8 protein-coding genes are annotated in these 22,060 nt (G+C 57.2%); 3 read left to right on the top strand and 5 right to left on the bottom strand.

Annotation, left to right across the window (positions count from 1 at the left end; translation table 11 throughout):
- The first annotated feature begins 72 nt into the window (after positions 1-72).
- Complete coding sequence (locus FHS27_RS01860) at positions 73-3,393, top strand: serine/threonine-protein kinase (protein ID WP_221224795.1); 3,321 nt, start codon at positions 73-75, stop codon at positions 3,391-3,393.
- 164 nt (positions 3,394-3,557) lie between these two features.
- A complete protein-coding gene (locus FHS27_RS01865) occupies positions 3,558-3,950 on the top strand; it encodes a hypothetical protein (RefSeq protein WP_184300884.1) in 393 nt (130 codons plus the stop codon).
- 276 nt (positions 3,951-4,226) lie between these two features.
- Here the strand turns inward: FHS27_RS01865 and FHS27_RS01870 are convergent, their stop codons facing one another.
- From FHS27_RS01870 to FHS27_RS01890, 5 genes are all read right to left on the bottom strand, one after another.
- Entirely contained in the window at positions 4,227-5,498 is a 1,272-nt protein-coding gene (locus tag FHS27_RS01870) for an outer membrane protein assembly factor BamB family protein (protein ID WP_184300887.1), read from the bottom strand.
- Positions 5,499-5,659: 161 nt separating this feature from the next.
- A complete protein-coding gene (locus tag FHS27_RS01875; RefSeq protein ID WP_246418989.1) occupies positions 5,660-14,329 on the bottom strand; it encodes an Ig-like domain-containing protein in 8,670 nt (2,889 codons plus the stop codon).
- Between the two features lie 700 nt (positions 14,330-15,029).
- The gene (locus FHS27_RS01880) at positions 15,030-17,432 is read right to left on the bottom strand and encodes a multiheme c-type cytochrome (protein ID WP_184300890.1); all 2,403 of its coding nucleotides are present in this window, start codon (positions 17,430-17,432) and stop codon (positions 15,030-15,032) included.
- A 37-nt stretch (positions 17,433-17,469) separates the two neighbouring features.
- Positions 17,470-18,702 (bottom strand): DUF1573 domain-containing protein, encoded by a 1,233-nt coding sequence (locus tag FHS27_RS01885; RefSeq protein ID WP_009104601.1) that lies wholly within the window; start codon positions 18,700-18,702, stop codon positions 17,470-17,472.
- A 94-nt stretch (positions 18,703-18,796) separates the two neighbouring features.
- On the bottom strand, positions 18,797-19,456 hold the full coding sequence (locus FHS27_RS01890) for a metallophosphoesterase family protein (RefSeq protein ID WP_184300893.1): 660 nt from the start codon (positions 19,454-19,456) through the stop codon (positions 18,797-18,799).
- Between the two features lie 465 nt (positions 19,457-19,921).
- On the opposite strand from FHS27_RS01890, the gene FHS27_RS01895 reads away from it, so the two are divergent.
- A complete protein-coding gene (locus tag FHS27_RS01895) occupies positions 19,922-22,057 on the top strand; it encodes a vWA domain-containing protein (protein ID WP_184300896.1) in 2,136 nt (711 codons plus the stop codon).
- The last annotated feature ends 3 nt before the right edge of the window (positions 22,058-22,060 follow it).

The following is a 22,060-nucleotide window of genomic DNA, read 5'->3' on the forward strand; positions in this document are numbered from 1 at the left end:
GGCAACGAGATTAGTCTGCATGTAGTGACGGATCGCATCTCATCTTCTCCTAATTCCTCGATGCACGGCCGCATGGACTCCTCTTCTGCTATCCGACCTGAAGCCTCGACGGTGCATCGCGCCGAATCGACCGGTGAGGTTGTGCCCGAAGAGAGCGTCACGCCGTTATCGGTCAACGAGAGCGAGCTCGAGGCGGCCGAAACGGTCATTCGCCAGGATCCTCTCGGATCACTCTCGGGGAATTTGTCCGCGGGAGACGGATCGGCGTCTCGCGGTGATCCAGGAACGGGAAATTATGGCGGCGATTCGAACTCGCGTGGTGATTCTCGCTCGCGAGGCTCCGGCAGCGGTTCGTTGCCCGGGCCGACGCACCACACGCCCGCCTCCCTGACGCGGGATTTGCAGGGACAGCGGCTGAATCATTTCGAGCTTCTCGAACAGATCGGCGGGGGCGGAATGGGAGCCGTTTTCCGCGCTGTCGACGAACGGCTCGGGCGAACCGTTGCGGTCAAAGTGGTCCCCTTTGCCGCCGGTGACCCCGATTTGCAGCGGCGGTTTCGTAACGAAGCCCAGAGTGCCGCGAAGCTGGATCACCCGCTGATCGCTCGGGTGTTCGAAGTCGGCAACGACGGGCCGTGGTACTACATCGTTTTCGAATACATCGACGGTCGCAACATTCGCGACATCGTCTCGGGCAGCGGCCCGTTGTCTCTCGATGACGCGGTCTATTATACGTGCCAGGTCGCCGAAGCGATCGGTCATGCATCGCGTCGCGGGATCGTGCACCGCGATATCAAACCGTCCAACGTGGTCGTGACGGAAGAGAGTTCGATCAAACTGGTCGACATGGGTTTGGCTCGGTCGGAGAGTTTTGACACGAGTGAAGACATGACCGCGAGCGGCGTGACGCTCGGTACGTTCGATTACATTTCGCCGGAACAGGCACACGATCCTCGATTGGCCGACATCCGCAGTGACCTCTACTCGCTCGGTTGTACGTTTTTCTACATGCTCACCGGATCGCCACCCTACCCCGGTGGCACGATGTTGCAAAAATTGCTCAATCACGGCAATGCGGCGATCCCTGATATCCGCGAACACCGCGACGATGCGAGTGACGATTTAGCGGCGATCTTGCGGAAGATGCTCGCTAAGCAGCCCGACCAACGTTATCAAAACTCGCAAAGCTTGATCGCGGATTTGCGCGAGTTGGCGTTGCGAGAAAATTTGCGTCGCAGTCGTGGCGTGGACGTCGTGACGGTCGAAGACGACAAAGCGATCCTGCGACGGGTGCTGCGTCACTTGCCATGGGTGGTCGCGGCCTCATTATTGTTGGTCAGCGCGATCGGATTGGAGGTGTTTTCGTGGCAGGAGCGAAGTGAGTTCAGTTCGCAGGTGGCGTCGACGGTTTCTGTTGATGCGATCGAATCGGTTCCCGTATTCAATACCACCAACAGTCTTGAACAAAAGGGCGATTCGAAAACCCAGGCCACGACGGATCCGCTCAAGAGCAACGGGCCTGTTTTCACTTCACCAGGGATCGTCGAAGACGACGGACTCTATCTGCCCCCGCTGGGCCCAACCGACTCCGGTGCAACGACTGGTGTTCCGGGCAGTGGCGGCGTCAACAGTCCGGGAACGGATTATGGGGCAACGATCGGTTCGGGAGTCTCGAGCGGTGCCATCGGTCCTAACCCTCCTCGGTCGAATTTGCCGCTGTCGCGAGACATGTTGGATGCCAGCGAAGGGCCGCGTCTTCCCATCATGGGGCCGCAGTTGCCGTTGTCGGTTCCGACCGTGCCCGTTGAATCGCCCTCGATCGTTGATGTCTTGCCTGGACTCGATCCGCGTGGACCCACGATCGGACCCGAATTGCCGTCGCCCACTGTGTCGGCGAACTCGGGGGCTGCCAGTGAGATGGATCCACGACGCGTCGGTTCAAACCGTCTGCCGAGTGATCCGCCGAGCTTGCAGAACTTTCCATTGCCCATCGGTTCGGAGGGAGACATCGATGACATCAGCGAGATGCCGATGACGCCTCGCGTGCCTTCTTTCGCGGGCATGAATCTACGTCCGAGTGATTCCAATTCGGTAGCGATGAGCGGCACCGACTCCGATCGCTCGACAACGGCAGGGGACCTTCCCGATCGCACCACCATCCTGGATCCTCCTCACCTCGTTCGCATCGTCACGGCGGATGCGATGCAGAGCATGACGATTCGAGAGGATGCCGAGAGCGCTGGTGTGGTGTTGACGACGTCGCTCGCGGACGCGTTGGAATTGGCACGTCGCCATCGTGTTGAACAAATCGATATTGATACGCCGATGTTGGCCAGTGGTCCCGTTGTCGTGGAGGAAGACGACTTGGTGATTGCGTCGTCGGTTCCAGGCGGAACGGCGATCGTGTTTACGTCTAATCGTGAAGTCGATATGCAACGCAGCGACATGATGTCGATCGGGTCGAACCGGATCGATCTCGTCGATTTGCATTTGTACTGGACGGTGCCGGCGAGTGAGACCGATGGCGGTGCGATGTTAGCAATGAACGACAATCGACAGGTTCGTTTGACGGATTGTTCGATCACGATCGACAACCCCTCACGCCGCGACGAGATTCACGCGTTCAACATCGTGACGGATGAAGACTCGCTGGAGATGAGGGGTGTGCGTCCGGCACGAACCTCAACGGGTTTGGCCGATCCGTTGCCGCTGATTTCGATCGAATTGTACAACGTAATCGTTCGCGGTCAGATTTCGATGTTGCGGATGGACATCGCTGCAGAGTTGCAGTTGTTGTGGGAGAACGGACTGCTCGCGGTTTCCCGGCGAATGATTGAAACGGGCGGATCGATACAGTTGCCACAGCCCAAATCGGGATCCATTCGGTTGTCGCTGCAGCGGCTCACCGCGTACGTCCCGCGAGGTTTGTTGTCGATGCGCCTCGGGGTCAGCACGCCGTACCCGGTCGCGATCGAACGTCAGGCTGAAGAGAGCGTGTTTGTGGTTGATCGCGGCGTGCCTCACGTTGAGATTACAGGAGTCTCTCGGGATGACGAGGACCAATCCTGGCTGCGTCTGCGTGGAGCGTCCAATGCCTACGAAGCCGACACTACGTTGAGTGATCCCTTGTACGTCATTCGCGATCAAACCGGTCAAAAAACAACGACAACGTTGAATGATTTAATCGTGAATCAGCCGATTTGGGCCGATGAAAGAACTCCGCGATGGGTGGTTCGCTGGTCGCAACCGCTTCCGGATTCGGTTTCGGTTAGTCGATTGGTGCCAGCCGATTTCCGCCAAGATGGCTCATTATTTGCCGGATTCCAAGAAAAAAGCTTGCCAAAAATGCCGATGCAGCGAACATTGGATTTCTCGACGACCGAAACCCCCTAGTGGGACGCCATCGGTCTAGAATCGAGGCGTGGAAATTTTTCGTGCCAAAAAGTATGATCATTTGACTTTGCCCCCTGCGAGCGACTTTAATAGGGGCGATTAAAGATCCACTGATCGTGACTCCCACCTTACTTACCCACCGATTCAACCCAGGAAACAACTCGATGAAACGTTTGGCTCTCATGTTCGGCCTCCTCGTCTGCCTGACGACACCGTCGTTTGCTATCAGCGAATTCGGCAAACAATTCAAGGCACAAGTGATGGAATCCGAAGCACCGGATGAATTCAAGAAAGCAGTCAAGAAAGCGAACTGCTACATTTGTCACGTCAAAGGCGAAGACAAAGACGAAGTACGCAACGAGTATGGAATCGCTGTCGGTAAATTCCTCGACGGAGAGGATTTCCCAAAGGACTACATCAAGAACAATCCAGATGAAGCCAAAGCAAAGATTCTCGAAGGATTCAAAAAGGCTGGCGAAGTCAAAAGCAAAGACGGCCGAGCGTTTGGCGAGAAGATCAAAGCTCACGAGTTGCCCGCAACCGACGCCGGCATCTAGTTCCGAAGATTGTCTGAGATTCGCATCGCGAAATCTGTGACATCGCATTGACCAAACAACTGATCCCGCAGGAGCTTTGTTCCTGCGGGATTTTTTTGTGTTGATCCAACGCTGCGACTAACCAATCACCGCGATCGCTTTGGCGGCACGGTGGCGCGGATCTTCCACGACGAAAAGTGACACCCATGCCGGTTCGTGCGTGGGTCGCGGCAATTGTTCCGTCAAAGATGTTGCGGGAGTGTCTACTTCCGTCGCCTGCTCACGAAAAGATTTCCGTTAGCGTGAAAAATTGAACAGATGCTTTTCGCCACGGATAATCAATTGATTATCAATCGGTGCCGGGGTGGCATCGATCGTTTCACCTAATTCGTTGGTCGCGACGATCTCGAAACGTGGGGAGTCTTTGATCACAACCACCGTCCCGTCGCGGTCCGACAGATAAACATGCCCACCCGCAGCCACCGGCGACGCGTAGATGTTATCGAGACCTCGGATTCGTTGGGTGCTATAGTGCGGCTTGCCTGTCGTGGCATCAACACAGGTCAACACGCCGGCTCGCCCTTTGTAGTAGTACAGCCGATCGCCTGAAAGTAATGGGGACGCGATATCCGGCGTGTCGCGTTCGATTGTCCATAGGACGTTCGACGTGCCTTGCAAGTCTCCTCGCCCGCCAACACGAAACGCACCCAAGAATGAACCACGGAAACCGCTGGCGATGTAGACGACACCATCGCGATAGACCGGTGATGCGGCGGGGCGTTGAGTTTGTCCCGCACATCGCCACAGTTCTGCACCGGTGTCGAAGTCATACGCTCGTGCGTAGTTTTGGCCCGTTGTGATGATCTCGACACGTCCGCCGTGTTCGATTACCAGCGGCGTTCCCCAATTGGTCGGCTCATCACGCTCGACTTCCCAGATCGTTGCGCCGGTGGTCTTGTTGATCGCGTAGAGTTTGGATTGTCCTTCGTGATCCCAAGGCAGGATCAATCGATCACCGGCAAGGACGGGGGAACTGCCTTCACCGAAACCGTTTCGCGTCGTCATCGGTGGGAAGTTGGTTCGCTTCCAAACGAGGTTGCCGTTCATCGTGTAACAATACAGACCACGCGAACCGAACGACGCGTAGACATGTTCACCATCGGTAACCGGCGACGCGGATGCGAATCCGTTCGTTGAGTGGGTTTCTTGATGTGGTGTGGCTTCAACGGCAACTTGTCGCCATCGTTCCATGCCTGTTTCGCGGTCGAAGCAAAAGAGCACAAACTGATGTTGGGGGATTTTGCCTTCTGACACTGGAATCGCCGAAACAACGAAAATGTCGTCTTCCCAGACAATTGGCGAGCCGGACCCGAGACCCGGCACGGCAACTTTCCATCGCAAATTGAGTGAATTGTTGAATTCCGTCGGCGGGTCGGCGTTATTGGCGACGGCGTTCCCATCGGGACCTCGCCAGTGGGCCCAATTATCGGCGTGACAGGTGTTGGAAAGGCAGCCGACCAAAAACAGGATGGTCAGTCGTAACGCGCAGGGCGAAATTAGATGGTTCATGAGACGAGGGCGATCAAGGGAAGAGTAGAGAAGCGTCGGCAGTATAACGGCTAACCGTAGACGAGCAGTAGACACGAAATTTCGACGCTGCTCGTGAACCCACGCTCAAATCCCATGATCGCCCGGAAGCGATCTTATCATGACGTCGTGTTGCGTCTTGCTTAGAACGTCAGGCCGATCAAAGCGTCGAGGGCGTCTTCGGTCTCGTCATCATCTTCGCTGTCGAAGAATGAATCCACCGCATCATGCCATTCAACTTCGCTGGCCTCGGTGCTGTCCGAAGGATCAACCGCCTCTCCGCCGACCCCAACGGTATCGAGCCGGTTGAGTTCGTTGATGACCTGCAGCGCATCGACGGCGGTCAACTTCGCGTCCCCGTTGACGTCGATGAAGAGGTCGCCAATGGTTGCCTGAACACGAGCCCGCGAACCCGCCTCGGCTTCGGTAACGCCTGAATTGAGTTGATTGATAATGATCAACGCATCGAGTGAAGTCACGTTGCCGTCGTTGTTAACGTCGTAGGCGTTGGACTCGTTCGTCAGTGTGCCCGAATCAACGTCGATGTCTTCACCGGTCGGTGGGTCGAAATTGCCAAAGATCGGTAACGCAAACTCATCGCCCCACTGCGTGAACAGGTCGTTACCGAGAGGTGCGGGGCTGAAGGATGCGAAGTTCGTTTCCGCGTTGGCTCCGGTATCGTCGGAGACCCAGAAGAAGAACTCACCTTGTTCCTTCGGCAGCACGGCTTGCCGGCCCTTCACCCAAATCCCGATGTCATCGATGCCGTCGAGGTTAATGTCACCGGCGACCGGTTTGTCAGTGAATCCGCTCAGGCCGGCAAATCGGCCTGCGTCATCGGTCAGTGGCAATTGCATGTCGGCGATGCCGTCACGGTTCGAATCGATGATAATCGTGTTGGTGTCGTTGACGTAGACGGCCAGATCATCTTGAGCAGGATTGCCGGGCGTGCCTTCCAAACCGATGTTGACGAAGTTACCGACCAACGGAATGCCGTTGTAATTGGTTGGGATAATCTCACCGAGATCGATGGTGTTGTTGCCGTTGGTGTCGAGATACCAGTTCTGGCCGTCAAACAAACCGATCTCATCGCTCGGTCGCCGGCCCGCGGCAATCGCGGCAACGTCCGCAGCACTAGTGAAAAAGTTGCCCGCAACGGGTGCGGCATTGACCTGATACGCACTCACGCTGGCGACGTCACCGACACCGTCATCATCGGTGTCAATCAGGAAGCTGTACGCGCCGTTGAAGAGGCCATACGCACCGAGTTTATCGAATCCCGAAGCCGCCGCTCCACCGCCGGCGCCGAAGTTGCCTGCGAACAACCCGTCACTGATTCGTCCGAATTGGTAAACGAAATCGCGGTTGGTAGCATCGTTGTCCTGACCTTCCGGATCCCAGACTTGGTTGCCATTGATATCAGCGTAAACCAGACCTTGGCTCCACGTTCCGACTTCCGGGCGACTGTCGACGGTGAATCGGGCGACGAAATCACCGCCTGGAATACCGTCACCGGAGGGTAGGTTCAATCCGCCGAGCGGTCGATCGGAATCGCTCTCTCCGTCTAGGTTGTTTCCTGCCGGATCGATCAACGTGTCCTTGATTGTCAGGGTGAAGCGGTCGTCGGGAAGTGGTTCCGTGAACGTCAAGATGATGTTTCCGGTAGCTTCGCCGTTGACAACCGCCGCATCGGGAGTGAACGTGATGTTTGCTATCGGCATGATTCCCGAGTGATCGCCAACGACCGAAATGGTGGATCCGTTGAATACATTCGATAACGCGTCATACGGGAACTTCGCGATGCGTTCGACAAAGTCTTCAATCGCGATGGTGAGCGAATCGACTCGCGGGGTTGGACCTTGGTCCACGTTGTCGGGTTTCAGCGTGAATAGATCAAAGTCAACGTCGGTGATCGTTACGTCGGTTACGCGAGGGCCTTGCGTGTCGAGGAAAATCTCGAGTTGCTGAATGTTGTCGCCAACACCATCGGCGATCGAATTCAGGTTGCCCGCCAAATCTTCCGCCGTCACGAAGACTTCGCGAAGTCCGTCGACGGCTCCGAAGAAGTTCGTGTCGTTGAGGTCGAACAGGAACTCGTTACGCCAGGTTCCTGACGGGTAGGCATCGTCGCCATCGAGCGGTGAGGCAACCGTGATGACGGTTTCGGTTCCCGGATCAACCGTGTCATTGTCCGTTGAATCAACGAACAAGTAAACGATCGCGTTGGCTTCCGCGGTTCCGACGAATTCCGGGCGCGTGTCGTTGGTGATCAGATCGTTGAGTGTGCCGGGGATCAAAACGTCACCGCTGTCGTTGTCAACGACTCGCCGAATCTGAACCGGCGGTGCGACGGTGTCGATCGTCACGTCCAGCAGGAAGTCGTGGCTGATGTTACCGGCACGGTCTTCCACTTCGAGTTTCAAATTGTGAATGCCGTCAGCCAGCAGTGGCAAAGTCTCGGTGATGAAGGTGTTCGCGGTAAACATGGCTTCGAGACCGACGAGTGACGTGTTCGCGTCCTCCGCGGCATCGGTCGATGAATCGTACAGCAGGATTTCGGCAGACGTTTCCAACCGATCGTAGATGCGGAATTTGAAGTTGTCCTGGAATAAGACTTGGTGCAGATCGACGTTGGTGTCGTGTGACGTCATCGTGACCGTCGGCGTGTTGTCGTTGGTGACGTTGTCATCGTTGTGACGCCCCGAGTCGCTCGTTTCGACCAGATCCAAAAATGCCGTGTTCGGCTGGATCGTGTCGACTTCCAATCGAATGGTTTCCGAGGTCGCATGGTTGCCGCCCCAATCTTCGATCAACGCATAGACGTCGTAGACACCGTCGGCGAGCGGTTCGGCGGTGATTTCCCACATGCCTAATCGGTCATCATCGGTGGCGCCCGGAATTCCAGCTTCGACGTCGGTGTAATCCGACCCAACGACTCCGGTGCCGATGATCAACAGATCGCCAAATGGCACACCCGCTGCGTTGACCTTCTGCGCGAATAGCGTGATGTCATTCATCACATCGCCGCGGCCCTGGAATGCGATCTCTTGAATGCTGGTCACGTTGTCGTCGTCATACATCCCCGTGTCGCTCGACGAGAGAATGTCGATCGTCGTCGCAGGGTCGACTGTGTCGATTTCGACCGTCAATAGGAAGTCAGGGCTGATGTTTCCCGCTCGGTCTTCGACTTCGAGTTTGAAGTTATGCACTCCGTCGGGGAACGGTGTTCCGGCGGGATTATTTACATCTTGGCTGACGGTCCGGATGATTTGTCCGAGATCGGTTAGACCCGCGAATTCGGCGAGTGAGTCATACACCAATACTTCGCCTGTGCCGGATCCTGGTCCGGCCGGATCGCCGGTTCGCCAGTACAGACGGTACTGAATGTCATTAGGGATCGGGTTGTCTTGTCCGTCGCGGGTGTCGTTGCCGATCATCTCGAATTCGAGCAATCCCGATCCGGTGATGTTGTCGGTGTCGCTGTGCCCATCGTCATTGAGCAGATCCAGGTACGGCGTATTGGGCACTGCCGAATCGATCACGACGTCCAATGCTGCACTGGCGGCACTGATGTTGCCGGCTAAATCTTCCTGTTCGATCGTCAAACTGTGCGTGCCGTCGTCGAGCGGTTCGGTCGTGATCTCCCAGTCTCCTTCGCTGGTCGCGACGCCTTGGCCGACCAAGTCGCCGCCGGAGAAGACACGAACTTTGGCGTTTGGTTCCACGCCGGTGCCACCCAACGCGAGTGCTTTGATACTGGTCACGTCGTCGTTGTCGAACAATCCGGTATCCGCAACGGAAAGCAGATCAGGTGCGGCGGCGACGGCGGGAGCGGTGCGATCAATTTCGACAACCAACTCTTCACTTTGGTGACTTCGGTTGCCGGCACTATCGGTCGTTTCGACGCTGAGCAGGTGTGTGCCTTCGGCTAGTGTCAACGTTCGGTTGACCACACCACCGGCTGCGCTGACGAACGTGTCGATCACGTTGTTGCCGTCTTTGATGACAACGGTCAGTGGGAAGCTCGCGTCACCCTCGTCAACCGTGACTGTGAAGGGAACATCGTTGGCGTTGTTGGTAACGTTGTCGTCGTTGCTCGAGCCGCTGTCGTTGGCAAGCGGCAGGTCTAGCGTCGGACGTTGTGGTTGCTGTGTATCCACCACCACCGGGAGTGCAACGCTCAGAGCACTCACGTTTCCGGCGGCGTCTTCTTGTTCGACGGTGATCTGATGGGTACCGTCAATCAGTGGTTCGGTTGTGATCTCCCATCCACCGGTGGCAGAGGCAACGCCCTGGCCGATCAGTTCGCCATTGGAGAAAACACGCACTTTCGCGTTGGCTTCGACATCATCACCGCTGATGTTGAGTGATCGAATGTTCGTGATCTCGTCATTGTCGGCGGTGCCAGAATCGGCGACGGCAGCGAGGTCGATGTTCGTGGGGGCTGCCGCGGGGGTGGCGTCGATGACAACTTGCAGTGGTTGGCTAAACGCAGCACGACCAACCGCCGCGGTTGCGGCACCGTCGATGACACGAACCCAAGCGGTTACCTGATACTGGCCATCGGCGAGAGCGGCAGGAGCGGTTGCGGACCAAAGTGTGCTGGTCGTTGGTGCGGTACTACCACCGACGAGGTCCGCGTCGATCGTCGCGACGGTTGTTCCGGTCGCGTCAACGAAGGCAACGATGACATCGGCACCCGGCGTCCCGCCACCTTGGTCAACCGGAATGCCCATGGAGGCAAAGTTGTTCAGGTCTGCGATCACGTGGATCGTTGGTGTGTTGATGTTCGTGACTTCATCGTCGTCCATCATGCCGCTGTCGCTCGCGGCAATCAGATCGGGAAGTTCAGGCACAGGGGCGGCGAAGTTTTCGATTTCGAGCGAATAGGTGTTCGCGTTGCAGATCGCAGGATCGGCGTTTGGAACCGCAGAAATCTCAACGTAATAAACCTCTTGTCCGACCACGGGGATGATGATTTGTTCGTTGTCGGTGAGCGTGTCGACGGTCGCAATGACGTTGCCCACACCGTCGCGAACGCTCATCTGCAGGTCTCCGAGTTCATGGTTGAAGATCGAATTGATCGCCACCATTCCCGTCGAATGCGCGGTGAAGCGGAAGACGTCAACGTCCTCATCGCTGTGAATGCTCAGGTCGGATTCCGTGATCTCTGTTTCCGATCCGAGTGCATAGGATTGGTCGATGTCGTTACCGGGATCGAAGACATCATTGATTTCATACCGGTCTTGCCAAACCACGTGTTCAAAATCAATGAACGTCGCGCTGGTCGGTCCCGGAGGTGCCGGAATCGCGGCGGCGGTAACAAAGATACCTGAGGTTGCGTTTCGTTGCGGGGTAACCAGCAGCGGCGTTGTAATTACCAATTGGTCTCCATTCGGATCGCCACCGGCGCCCGTCGGGAGGTTTCCATTTAAGAAGACCGTGTCGGCATCGCTCTGATGGAAGACCACTTTGTCGATACCAATACCTGCCAACACGTTCAGCGTCTCGACTTCGTCATACTCAATCACCACGTCGGGAGATCCGCCGCCGACTTCAACGCGAGTGACATCGTTCGCGTTGACAAAATAAGCGTTGTCGTTGGTGTCGTCTTCGTCGTTGATTGTTAATGCGTCAGTGCCTGTACCGCCAAAGACGCGAACCGATCCAAGGATTCCGTCGAGCGTGTTGGGGGCTGATCCGTCGATGTCGATCGTGTCGTCGCCGAGGCCGCCAAACACATCGGTGAAGCTGCCTGCCGCGGTGCCATTGACGTTGATCGCGTCGGGGTCATCACCGCCCTGCACTTCAACGACAGCACCACCGCCGCCGGTTCCATCAACGATCAGCGTGTCGCCATTGATGCCACCGATAAGGCTCACGCCAGATCCATCACCGCTCGATGCCAGTGTGATGGAATCCATGCCAGATTCGCCGTTGGCAATTGTCACACTGCCTGCACCCGTGGATGCGATGTCGATCGAATCGTTGGCGGTGCCTGCATTGATGATCAGCAAAGAATTATCGCCGGTTGTGGTCACATCAATGTCGTCACTGCCACCGAAATCTCCGATGTCAGTCACGATCGAATCGGTTGTGTCGAGAACGTTAACGTCATCGGCACCGCTGCCCGTGTTGATGAACAGGGTTTCGATCGTGCCGTATGTGATCAGTCCGGCGGCAGTGCGAGCAATCGTGCCGTCATCGATGTCCCAAACGCTTGCGTCGCCATCCCCGGCGTCATCAACGATCAGCACGTCACCGCTAGGTTCCGAATAGGCCACCACATTGCCATTGGCGGTAGCGGATCCGTTGGTTAATGGTGCCGCGTTGTTGTCTTCACCGGCAATGATCACGTTGCCCAAAATTGGATCCAGCGAACTCGCCATTGACCCGACAATGATTACGTCGTCGCCCGCTCCGCCGGTAACCGTCGCAGTCACCGTCGTCGGCACCGCTTCGACAAGGATCAGGTCATTGGATAAATCGGTGCCAGCGGCGTTGTCACCATCGAGCGTGACACTCGTAAGAGCAGCACCAGGTCCCGCCCCATCGGGATCCGCGGCATCGAGCGAGGCGAGCGTGATCGTCTCCGATCCATCGCCACCACGCAGTGTCAGGTTGGCAAATCCGCTGAAGGTGGTCGTCTCGAATCCGCCATCACCGGTGATTTGATTGACGCCATCGCCCGCAGGTGCCAGATCGGCCAACGTGAGCGTCGTGGTCGCGGGGGTTCCCGTCGCATCCACGATCAGCGATCCGCCCGCACCGAACAGCCCGATGGGAGCGAGCCCCTCGAATGACATCGTAAAGACGCCCGAGACATTGACCACGCCACTGTTGGCGGCGCCCACGCCGTCGGAGAAATAGGCGACGTCCTGGGCCGTTGTGAAGTTCGCGATGACGGAATCGTTCTGGCCGCCGCCATCAAAGTGAATGCCGACATTGGCAGGACCGAGACCGCTCGTCCCGAACGGACCGTTTGTGTGAGCGCCCGTTGCAACTCCCGTCAGGCTCGGTAATCCACCCGCCGTTTCATCAATCACGAGCACGTCGTCGCCGCCCATGCCTTGGAAACTCAGCGCCGTTGTGGTGATTGTGAAAAACAACCCGTCGAGCGCCAAGGACAGTTCATTGTCGGCGCCGTTGCCGGTCACTTCGAGAATATTGTTGCCCGCGTCGCCCACGATTTCCGTTTGGCCCGCGTTCTGGATGTCGAGTTCTTCGATGTTGACGTAGGTGATCGGATTGCTACCCGCAACCGTCACGGTGGTCGAAGTCACGGTGACGTCGGCGCCCCCGGCATCGATGCGCAGCACGTCCGCGACGTTTTCGATTCCACCGTCAACGCTCACGTTCAACGTCGTGCTCGGAGCGACGGTGATATCGTCGTCACCGGCGAGCCCGTTGAGTTCGACGTTCTCAATCGTCGCCCCTTCGATAAAGAACGCAGTAGGGGCGGTCCGCTGCAGATTGAAATCGGCACCGACCAGCGAACCGTCGCCCGCCCCGGAGCCCAGGATCAAAACATCGTCCGCGCCATCGGCGCCGTTGAACTCGAACGTGTCTTCGTCAGCTCCGCCCGTGTTGTCATCCGGACCGTCCCCGTTGTTCCAAATGAATCGATCGTCGCCTGCATCTCCAAACTGAATGTCGGCACCGCCGTTGCCGGTGATAATGTCGTTGCCGATACCTCCACTGATCACATCATCGCCAGCGGAGCCTAGGATGACGTCATTGTCATCGCCGCCATTGATGATCACACCCTCGGTGTTGGCGGTCGCATCGATGTGGTCGTTTCCATCGCCACCGTTGAGCACCAAGTTCACGTTGACGGCGGCCGTGACGGTGATGCTGTCTTCGCCACCGTTACCATTGATTGTGATTTCATCGCCAAAAATTCCCAGCGCCGGGAACGTATTGATGACCGGCCCGAGGCCCAGAATGGTTTCATTAGGTGAGATGGTGATGGTGTCCGCACCGGGAGTGCCGTTGAAGACCATTCGATTATTGTTGTCATTGCCAACATCAATATTCAGCTCATCCAGATCTGTCCCGCCGAGCGGATTTACCGTTACCAGTTCGTTAGCATCCGATGAGCTTTCGGTTTCCAAATTGAGTTGTTCAACGCCGTCGATGTCCAGCATGAACGTTGTCAGATTGTTGCGAGTTAGATTGACACGCCCCGTGCCATCGTCCTCGATCGTGTAATCCTCGCTCGCAAACGTTCCGTCGGCACCAATGACAAAGACACTGTCGGTATCATCACCGCCTTCGATAACGTCGCTTCCGTCACCGTTGTTCCAGGTGAACGAATCATCGCCCGCGTCGCCGTTCAAGACATCGGCGCCACGTCCGCCGACGATAATGTCCTCGCCATCACCGCCATTGATGCTGTCAACCTGAGTTGAACCTGTCAGCGTATCAGCACCACCCTCGCCATTGATGGTAAGAACGCCACCGATCACACCTTCTTCTTGGCTGGCGTCGACCATGTCGTTCATGTCACCTGCATTGACTACCGCATCGTTGATAGGCGAACCGCTGGTATCTATGGTCAGCGTGTCATTTGCCGTGACGGTCGTTGACAGCACGAAGTTCGCATTCGCGACCGCGTCGTCAGCCAGTGTGATTGCATCCCCATTGCCCACCGTGATGGTGAGCGTATTTGCGCCTGTGCTACCGACAATCTGAACGTTGTCGACTTCACCGGCATCTGCGGTAAACGTCAGAGCGTCGGTGCCCGCTGTATAACCCACAACTGCCAGTAACCGTCGGTCTTCCAAAGCTTCGACGTGCGGTCGCCGTGTCATTAACCGTGCCAGTCGGCCGCGACGAGCGTCTCGATCTTTGCCACTGTTCGTTCGATTCCTTCGTTTCGTTTGCGAACGTGCTGTCTTGTCGTTTGAGTTTCGATTGAAAAAGACCACTGAAAGAACTCCTGGTATGCCTGGCTGCGGATCAAAGATGATGAGTGTCAGCGGCGAGTTTCTTTATCGAATCCAATCGGATGTCGAGGATCAAGAAACGATGCCGGAGATAAGGCGACGGTGGGGATCCCCCCAAGCCGTAAGCGTCCTTTCTCCAGGATGGGGGCCCTGCATCGTCCTATCAGTAGAATCACGACGCCTACGCAAAGCAATGAAATTTGCAAATGCAAAATCGACATTTTGTCAAAATTCACGGCGTCTCAGGCCGCGAAAGACCGGGATGGCGCGATTTTGATCCCACGGTCTCCGGCGGCCGATCGGGTTCTACCCACCAACAGAAGCGCGGCGTCCTGGCCCTAACCCGCACCGTGGAACGCAAAAAAACACCAGGTTCGCCATTTTGCCAGGCTTGCCAGCGGCGCGTCGCAGGGGGGAGGCCGAATGCGCGTGCCCGCGTGCGGCACCCGTTCGCCCTTAAGAGAGAACTGAACTCGTTCGAAAGCCCATCAGCTAACGGGCAGGGACGCCGAGTTGGCGGTGCCGCGCCACAGCAAAGTTTGAGTTGGGCGGGCCAGCGTTAGAGTCAGTCGACTCCGTAGTGCTCGACTTCGGCCCAGTAGTCGTCGAACGCGCCTTCTTCGTGGAAGTCGGGGCTGTTGTCGAGATCGTGGCATTCCATGCACTTCTCGCGAGCCTTTTCCAGCGGCAACTGCATGGCCGCGCGGAGCTGCGCTCGTTGCTCGTCGGTGACTTCGATCTCGCCGTTTTCAGCCGCAGCGTGCGATTCGCCAGGACCGTGGCAGTTTTCACAACCGTTGCCGTGCAGATGCGTGTGGGCATCCAGATCGAGGTAGCCTGATTCGTAGGGGTAGTAGTTCTGCGCGTTCCATCCAGTGACGTGACAGGAGATGCATTCGGGGTCAAAGTGCCGGGGCACGTCGCCGCGTTCGCCCGGGTGCACGAGGCTCTCGGTGGCGCCGAAGTGAGGTGAGTTTTCCCAAATATCGTAGGCGGTCGTATGACATTCGCCGCAGGTTTCCGAGCCGACGAATTTTTCGCCCGACGGGTGCGGGATCGGTTTGAGGCCGAGGTTGTCCAGGCCGAGGTCGCGGAGTTGGAATTGATATTCGGCCATCAATTGACGCATCGCCGGAGCGTCGCCGAAGGAGTCATCCAAAGGCACGCGGGCGTACCTCATTTCGGCGTCTTTGTAGAGTCCGACCAGTCCGACATACATGCCTTTGTTGCCGGTGAGGATCATCTTCGTTTTGGACCCTTCAATGGCTTCGGGCTGGTAAGTCGGTTCTCCGTAGCCGCCGGCCACGACGACGAGATCGAACCCGGGGACCTCGCGGACGAGCTTCTGCGCGGCCTCTTCGGTGCCGTAGAAGGTGAGAACGGTGTAGTCCGGCGACTCCGCTTTGATGTCCGCGATCACGGCCTTCGTTGATTCGACCGGGTCACCCAAAATGATCTCTTCGTTGAGTGTCGATTCGAGCGACTCGGGATCGAGAATGCTGGTGATGGCGACTTTCATCGTGGCCCGTTCCGCGATTCGGTAGGCGGGCATCAGCGACGGGTCGAGTAAGACGACGTTGGCCGACGCGTAGATCGCATCTTCGGGTTTTTCGGCTGCGGCTTCTTGGATCAGATCGCCGACGCCGATGCGAACGTCGTCGGGACCGAAGCCGACAGCCACATATCCCATTTTGCGAAGGGCTTCGAGCGAGCGGTGGAATTTGATTTCAGCCTGTCGGCCGAACCGCCGGATCAGATTGCCCGCGTCGACGGGCAGCAGTTCCCATCCTTGATCGCGAAGCTGGGTTGCGAACGTCATGCGGCGAGCGACGCCACCCTTTTGGTGTTCGAGCCCCGTGCAGCCACACGGTTCGATGTAGCCGTGTTGTTGTCCGGTGACGAAGATCGCGACTTCCGGGGTGGGCCATTTGGTGAAGTCCACGGGGCCACCCAATCCGGTTCCTGGCAATGCTGCCGTTTCGGCGGCCGCGACGGCTTGATCGAGAATCTGGGTGCCGTGCTGCACCGTTTCGGGGGCTTGGTTTGTTCCGTCCGCGTTCGAATCGTTCGACATCAGGGCGTCGGAACTGGGACGCACCGATTCAACCGGTGAAGCGGCGATTCGAGGCGATTCATTGGCTTCCGCGTCGGCGGTTTTTGGCGAGGCCACGACGGGGGAACCCGCGATCGGGGAAGGGCCGCCCGGGACGACCGAGGTCACGTCGGCGCGGGTGCGTGGGGTGATCGGTGGTTTGCGGACGACGCGTGGATTTTCGGGAATGCCCAGAGGCGTGGGAACTTCCTCGGCAACGATCTCTTTTCGTGGCAGAGGGGTAGGGACGAGTTCTGCGTTTCGCCAATCCGATGCTGATGGCTCGACAATTTCATCTTCGCTGGTGTCGATCTCGCTCGGATCGAATTCGCCGTCGAATTTCCCACTCGTTTCTGCTTCCGGCTGGTCTGCGTCGGAGGGTTGGTCTGCGTCGTCAGGCTCATCTGATTCTGTAGCCGATTCGTCAGCGGTCTCGACGGGTTCGGCGGGCACCTCGTCATCTTCGCTGGCCTGCATTGCGACGAGAGTAGTCGCGGGACTCGTTTGCTGCGGCGATTCGGTGTCGGCGCGGCGGACGCGTTCGGTCAATGCGTTGAGATCGAGGTAGGCATCGCGAATCGTCGACTCGAGTGCCGCCGGATTGGTTTCCTTCCGGTTCCCAGAAATCTTTGACACATTTGCCGACGCAGTGGAAATTTCGGCGGCGAGATTGGCGTCGAACTCAGGCGAGCCACAGCCCGTCAGTGTCATCGTTCCCGCGATCGCGGCCAGAACGCCGCATGTTCTCAAAAGACCGTAAATTGCGGGGCTTCCTGCTGTGTTGGGCAGTTGGGACGCAGTCAAACGGACACCCACTCCCCAGGCTGCGAGGGACTCGGCGGCGAGTAGGGCGAACGGTGATTGAGAGACGGGCATGAATTTCCTCGGTCAGAACGATGCGTTGGGCATCAGTCTAACGCGCAGAGAGCGCAAATTTCAGTAGCAATTTCAGGGCTGGAACCTTCGGATTATCGGATTCAATCATCACGTACCCGAAATCACCTTTCCCCATGCCTAGTCGTTCGACGTTTTTAGCGCCCGGCTTGAGTTTCAGCTGCAAAGTGTACAGCGTCATTTTGCCCTGGCCGACCGGTTCGTTCAGCGAGGCTTCGATAAATTCGGCCGGCTCAATTTCGCCAATGCTCAGTTTCGTGGCGGCTTGTTCGGCACCTTTGAGCACCACGAACGCCTTCGCCGTCATCGAATCTTCGTCTTCCACGATTCCAAAGTCATACATATAGCCACCCCCCGAGACGCCCTTGAGTCGCGAGTTGGGCAGCATGCTCAGTGCCCCAACGATTCGCCCAGTCACGGGGATGTAGACGACACGACCTTTCGACACGTCGTCGTCCTCGGCGTCTTCGGGCATCAACGTCAGCATCATGTTTCGGTTGACGGGACCTTGTTTCAGCCCCGGTTTGAGCTTCACCGCGACTCGGAACGCTTGCTCGGCCGCTTCATTGACACCGTCGTCCTCGCTCGGAGTGAACGTGGTGACGTCGAATTCAGCCAGTTCATCGATCGTTTCGTCACCGAATTTCACTTCGCTGGCCCGCATCGGCTGGCCGAGGTAATTGAAGACTTTGACGACGAAATCAACGTCTTCGCCCGCTGCGGTTTCGCCGAAGGTGACTTGTTCGGGCACGATCTGAACTTGGCGGACGACTTGGCCTTGGATTTCAAAACGAATCGCCACTTGGCTGGGGTCGTTCGTCCGCAGTTCTGCTGATTGGCCGAAGGAGCTTTCGTTCGTCTTTACGGTCCAGCTCATTTTGACTTCGGTCTGTTCGCCCGGTTCCAGGTTTTCGGTCCCGAGTTCACCGACGGTGCATTTGCAGGTCGACGCCCCGACTTTGAGTTTGAGCGTGTCGTCGCCGACATTCTTGACGATGAAAATGTGCTCGCCTTTTTCCTCGGGTTCCATCACGCCGAAGTCGTAAACGTTCCCGTTGGGCAGCTCGACTTTGGGGAACGTGTCAGACCACTGCGACGCCATCGACGCCATCGCGTTGGAGGCATCGACGTCACCGTGGAAGGTGATGGGGCCGAACGCCGGCTCATAGTGGCCGTAGCGATCGTTATTGATTTTCAAACCAATGCCGATGCCGATAGCGGCAATCACGAGACAAGCGATGAACGTCTTCATGCGAATGAGACCCAAACGGGATTTGCAGGGGGGACTGACTGATTAGCTGGAAAGAATGCATGGGGCCTACGGAGTTGCCCCATGGTTGGTTCGATCAGCGAATCAAAACCCCTTCGGGATTGGATTGCCAAACCCGTTTGGATGGCAATTCCATCGCCGTCAGCAGTCCGCCGCCGTAGCAGTTCGTGTCGAGGCAGATCAGGTGTCCGACGTCGAGGATCTCGGCCTCGTGGTTGGCGGTGTGACCGACGACGGCGGTGCGGCCGCTGAAGTGCGGGTCGGGGATGCCCGCCCGGAGCGAGTGCCAGCGAAGAAGCTCCGTCGGCTGTTGATCCATTTCCAGGTTCGGATCGTAGGCTGCATGGGTGAAGAAGAACTGATCGTGAATGAAATAGTCGCCGAGCGAGTTGTAAAACGCTTCATGTTCGGGCGGCAGGAAATTCATTTCACCGTCGAAATTGTAGCTTTCGAGAGTCTCGACACCCCCGTACCGCAACCACGCGTGGTGTGGTTCATCGCCCCGAACGACGTTGAGCATCATTTCCTCGTGGTTGCCCTGCAACGCAACGAGCTGTGTTTTTTGCCCCAATTCAATCAAAGTATCGATCACGCCCTTCGAATCTGGACCCCGGTCGACGTAATCACCGAGCGTGACAATCAGGTCTTCGGGAGCCGGTTTGATGGCTCCCAACAAGGTTTGCAGCGGTTTGTTGAAACCGTGAATGTCGCCGATCGCGATGAGTCGTCCGTTCAAGTCTTTATTTCTCCGTGTTTTTTCGAATCCTCAGCCGATTCGGCTATAATCGGGGGAGTACAAATCGTCGCAGAAAACGTTTCCATGTTAACCCCACTGGTGTTCTCGACCCGTTGCAGCCAGCCGTCAGCGGTTGATTGCGAATCGCCAATGACCCCCTTATCCGAATCGTTTGCCGAACCCGATCGTTGGTGGGGGCGGTCGCGGGTCTGTTCGCTCAAATGCTGTTCGATCCGTTGGCCGGTCGCCCACGCTTGGACTCAAATCAGGACAAAACCACCGGTGAAGGGCCTCAACTCGGAACCGAAACCGCTACATCACCAACGTTACGTGACCCCAAACGTTCCGAGCCGGATCATCGAAGGCTCGCAACGACGACAGAACCGACTTCGCTGACCCGACGATCAAACTGCTGGCATTCAGACTGCCCGGTATCGAACCGCCTCATCTTCTTAGCCTTTGAGTATGAATTCATCCTTCGCTGACGACTCGACGACGCTCGAAGTTCCCGGTGCCGCACCGATGGAGGGCGATCAAAACACGCCTGTTGAGCGATCGCTGCATGCCGGGCTTTCGAAATTCAACCCTCTGAACTGGTGGAGCCGGCGAACCGGAACCGATTCGGACGGAGTCGATCCGGCCGAGGATTCGGATCCGCTTTGGGATTCCGATGAGACGATCGCGATGCTCGGCAGCATGCAGGTGCACATCATCATCTTTCTGTCGCTGGCGTTGATCCATTTGCAAAAACCGTTTGATGACGAAGCGGTGGTGATGATCGCGGCGCCTCCGGAATACGAAGAGACTCTCGAATCGATCGAGGAGTTTGTCGTCAGCGATATGCCACAAACGGAAGTCGGCGCCGACGCTCTCGCCGAACTGGACATGGCCGAAGCGTCCGCCGAGGTTTACGCGGAGGTTGCGGATATCCCAAACCCGGTCGATTTGCAGCCGACTGACCTTGGTCAGATCATGGTCAACAAAATCTTCACCCAGCCGGCCGCACCACAGAAACGTCTCGTCACGCAAAAAGGCAGCACCGGAGTTGGTGTTGCTGGGGCGCAGGGAGCCGTCGATCAGATCACCGCCGAAATCACCCTCGCGGCCGAAGAACGCCCGACCCTGGTCGTGTGGTTGTTCGATCAAAGCGGTTCGCTCACTCGCCAGCGTACCGATATTCGTGATCGGTTCGACCGAATCTATGATGAACTGGGACTCTTGCACGCCTCTCCGAACGACAAAAAGACCAAACCGGAAGACGAGCGTATTCTGACGTCGATCATCGGTTTCGGTGAACGCGTGGAACTGTATACGGAAAAGCCGACTGCGGATTTGAAGGAAATCAAAAAGATTGTCGACAACATCCCGGTCGATAACTCGGGCGTCGAACGTGTCTTCACCGCGATCGAATCCGCCGCGAAAGAGTACAAGCCACTGCGCCGGAACGTTGGGCCGAACGGCCCCAAACGCAACGTACTGTTCGTTGTCGTTACTGATGAGAAGGGCGACGATTACGGAAGACTCGAAACGTCGATCGATTCCTGTCGCAAACTCGGTATCCCCGTCTACGTCGTTGGAGTGCCGGCGCCGTTCGGCCGCGAGCACACGTTGGTCAAATACGTTGACCCGGACCCGCAGTACGATCAATCGCCTCAATGGGCACAGGTCGACCAAGGCCCCGAGACGTTTTTGCCAGAACGCATTCAACTGAGCTTCACCGGTAATTTCGAAGAGGAACCGGTCATCGACAGTGGTTTCGGCCCCTACGGTTTGACTCGATTGTGTTACGAAACCGGTGGTATTTATTTCACCGTGCACCCGAGTCGAAACACGTCGCGGGAAGTTCGCCGTCGTGAGATCGAAGCATTCAGTTCCGACATGCGTTTCTTCTTCGACCCGACCGCGATGATCCGGTATCGCCCTGACTATCTCTCGCAGGAGGACTACGTCAGTTCGGTCAAACGCAGTCCGCTGCGGATGGCTCTCGTGCAAGCGGCGACGATTCAAAACGCAACCGGGATTCAACGACCCAGGTTGCGGTTTGTGAAAACGAACGAAGCTCAACTCGCCGGCGATTTGACCAAAGCACAGCAGGACGCCGCACCGCTCGAACCGACATTGATTCGGTTGGCCGCGACGTTGCAACAAGGCTTGTCATCACGAGAGGAAGAGAAGAGCCCGCGTTGGTTGGCCGGGTTTGATCTCGCCTACGGTCGCGTTTTGGCACAGAAGGTGCGAACCGAAACGTACAACGCGGTCCTTGCACAGGCCAAACAAGGGATGCCCTTCAAAGAAAAGAAGAACAACACGTGGGTGCTCGAACCGAGCGACGAGATCAGCGTCGGCAGCAAGTGGCAACGTGAAGCCGACACCGCTCGTGAGTTTCTCACTCGTGTTGTGGATGAACACCCGGGTACGCCGTGGGCCTTGCTGGCTCAACGCGAACTCGATGTGCCGATCGGTTGGACGTGGAAAGAAACCTTCACTGACACCACGCCGCGAACGCCGCGTCAGGGTGGCAACAACAATAACAACACGCCCAGAGACGATGAGCGTCGGATGCTCAACCGAGCACCAAAACGTCCGGTGCCGAAACTCTAAGCC

The organism is Aporhodopirellula rubra, assembly GCF_014192335.1.
GTDB lineage: Bacteria > Planctomycetota > Planctomycetia > Pirellulales > Pirellulaceae > Rhodopirellula > Rhodopirellula rubra.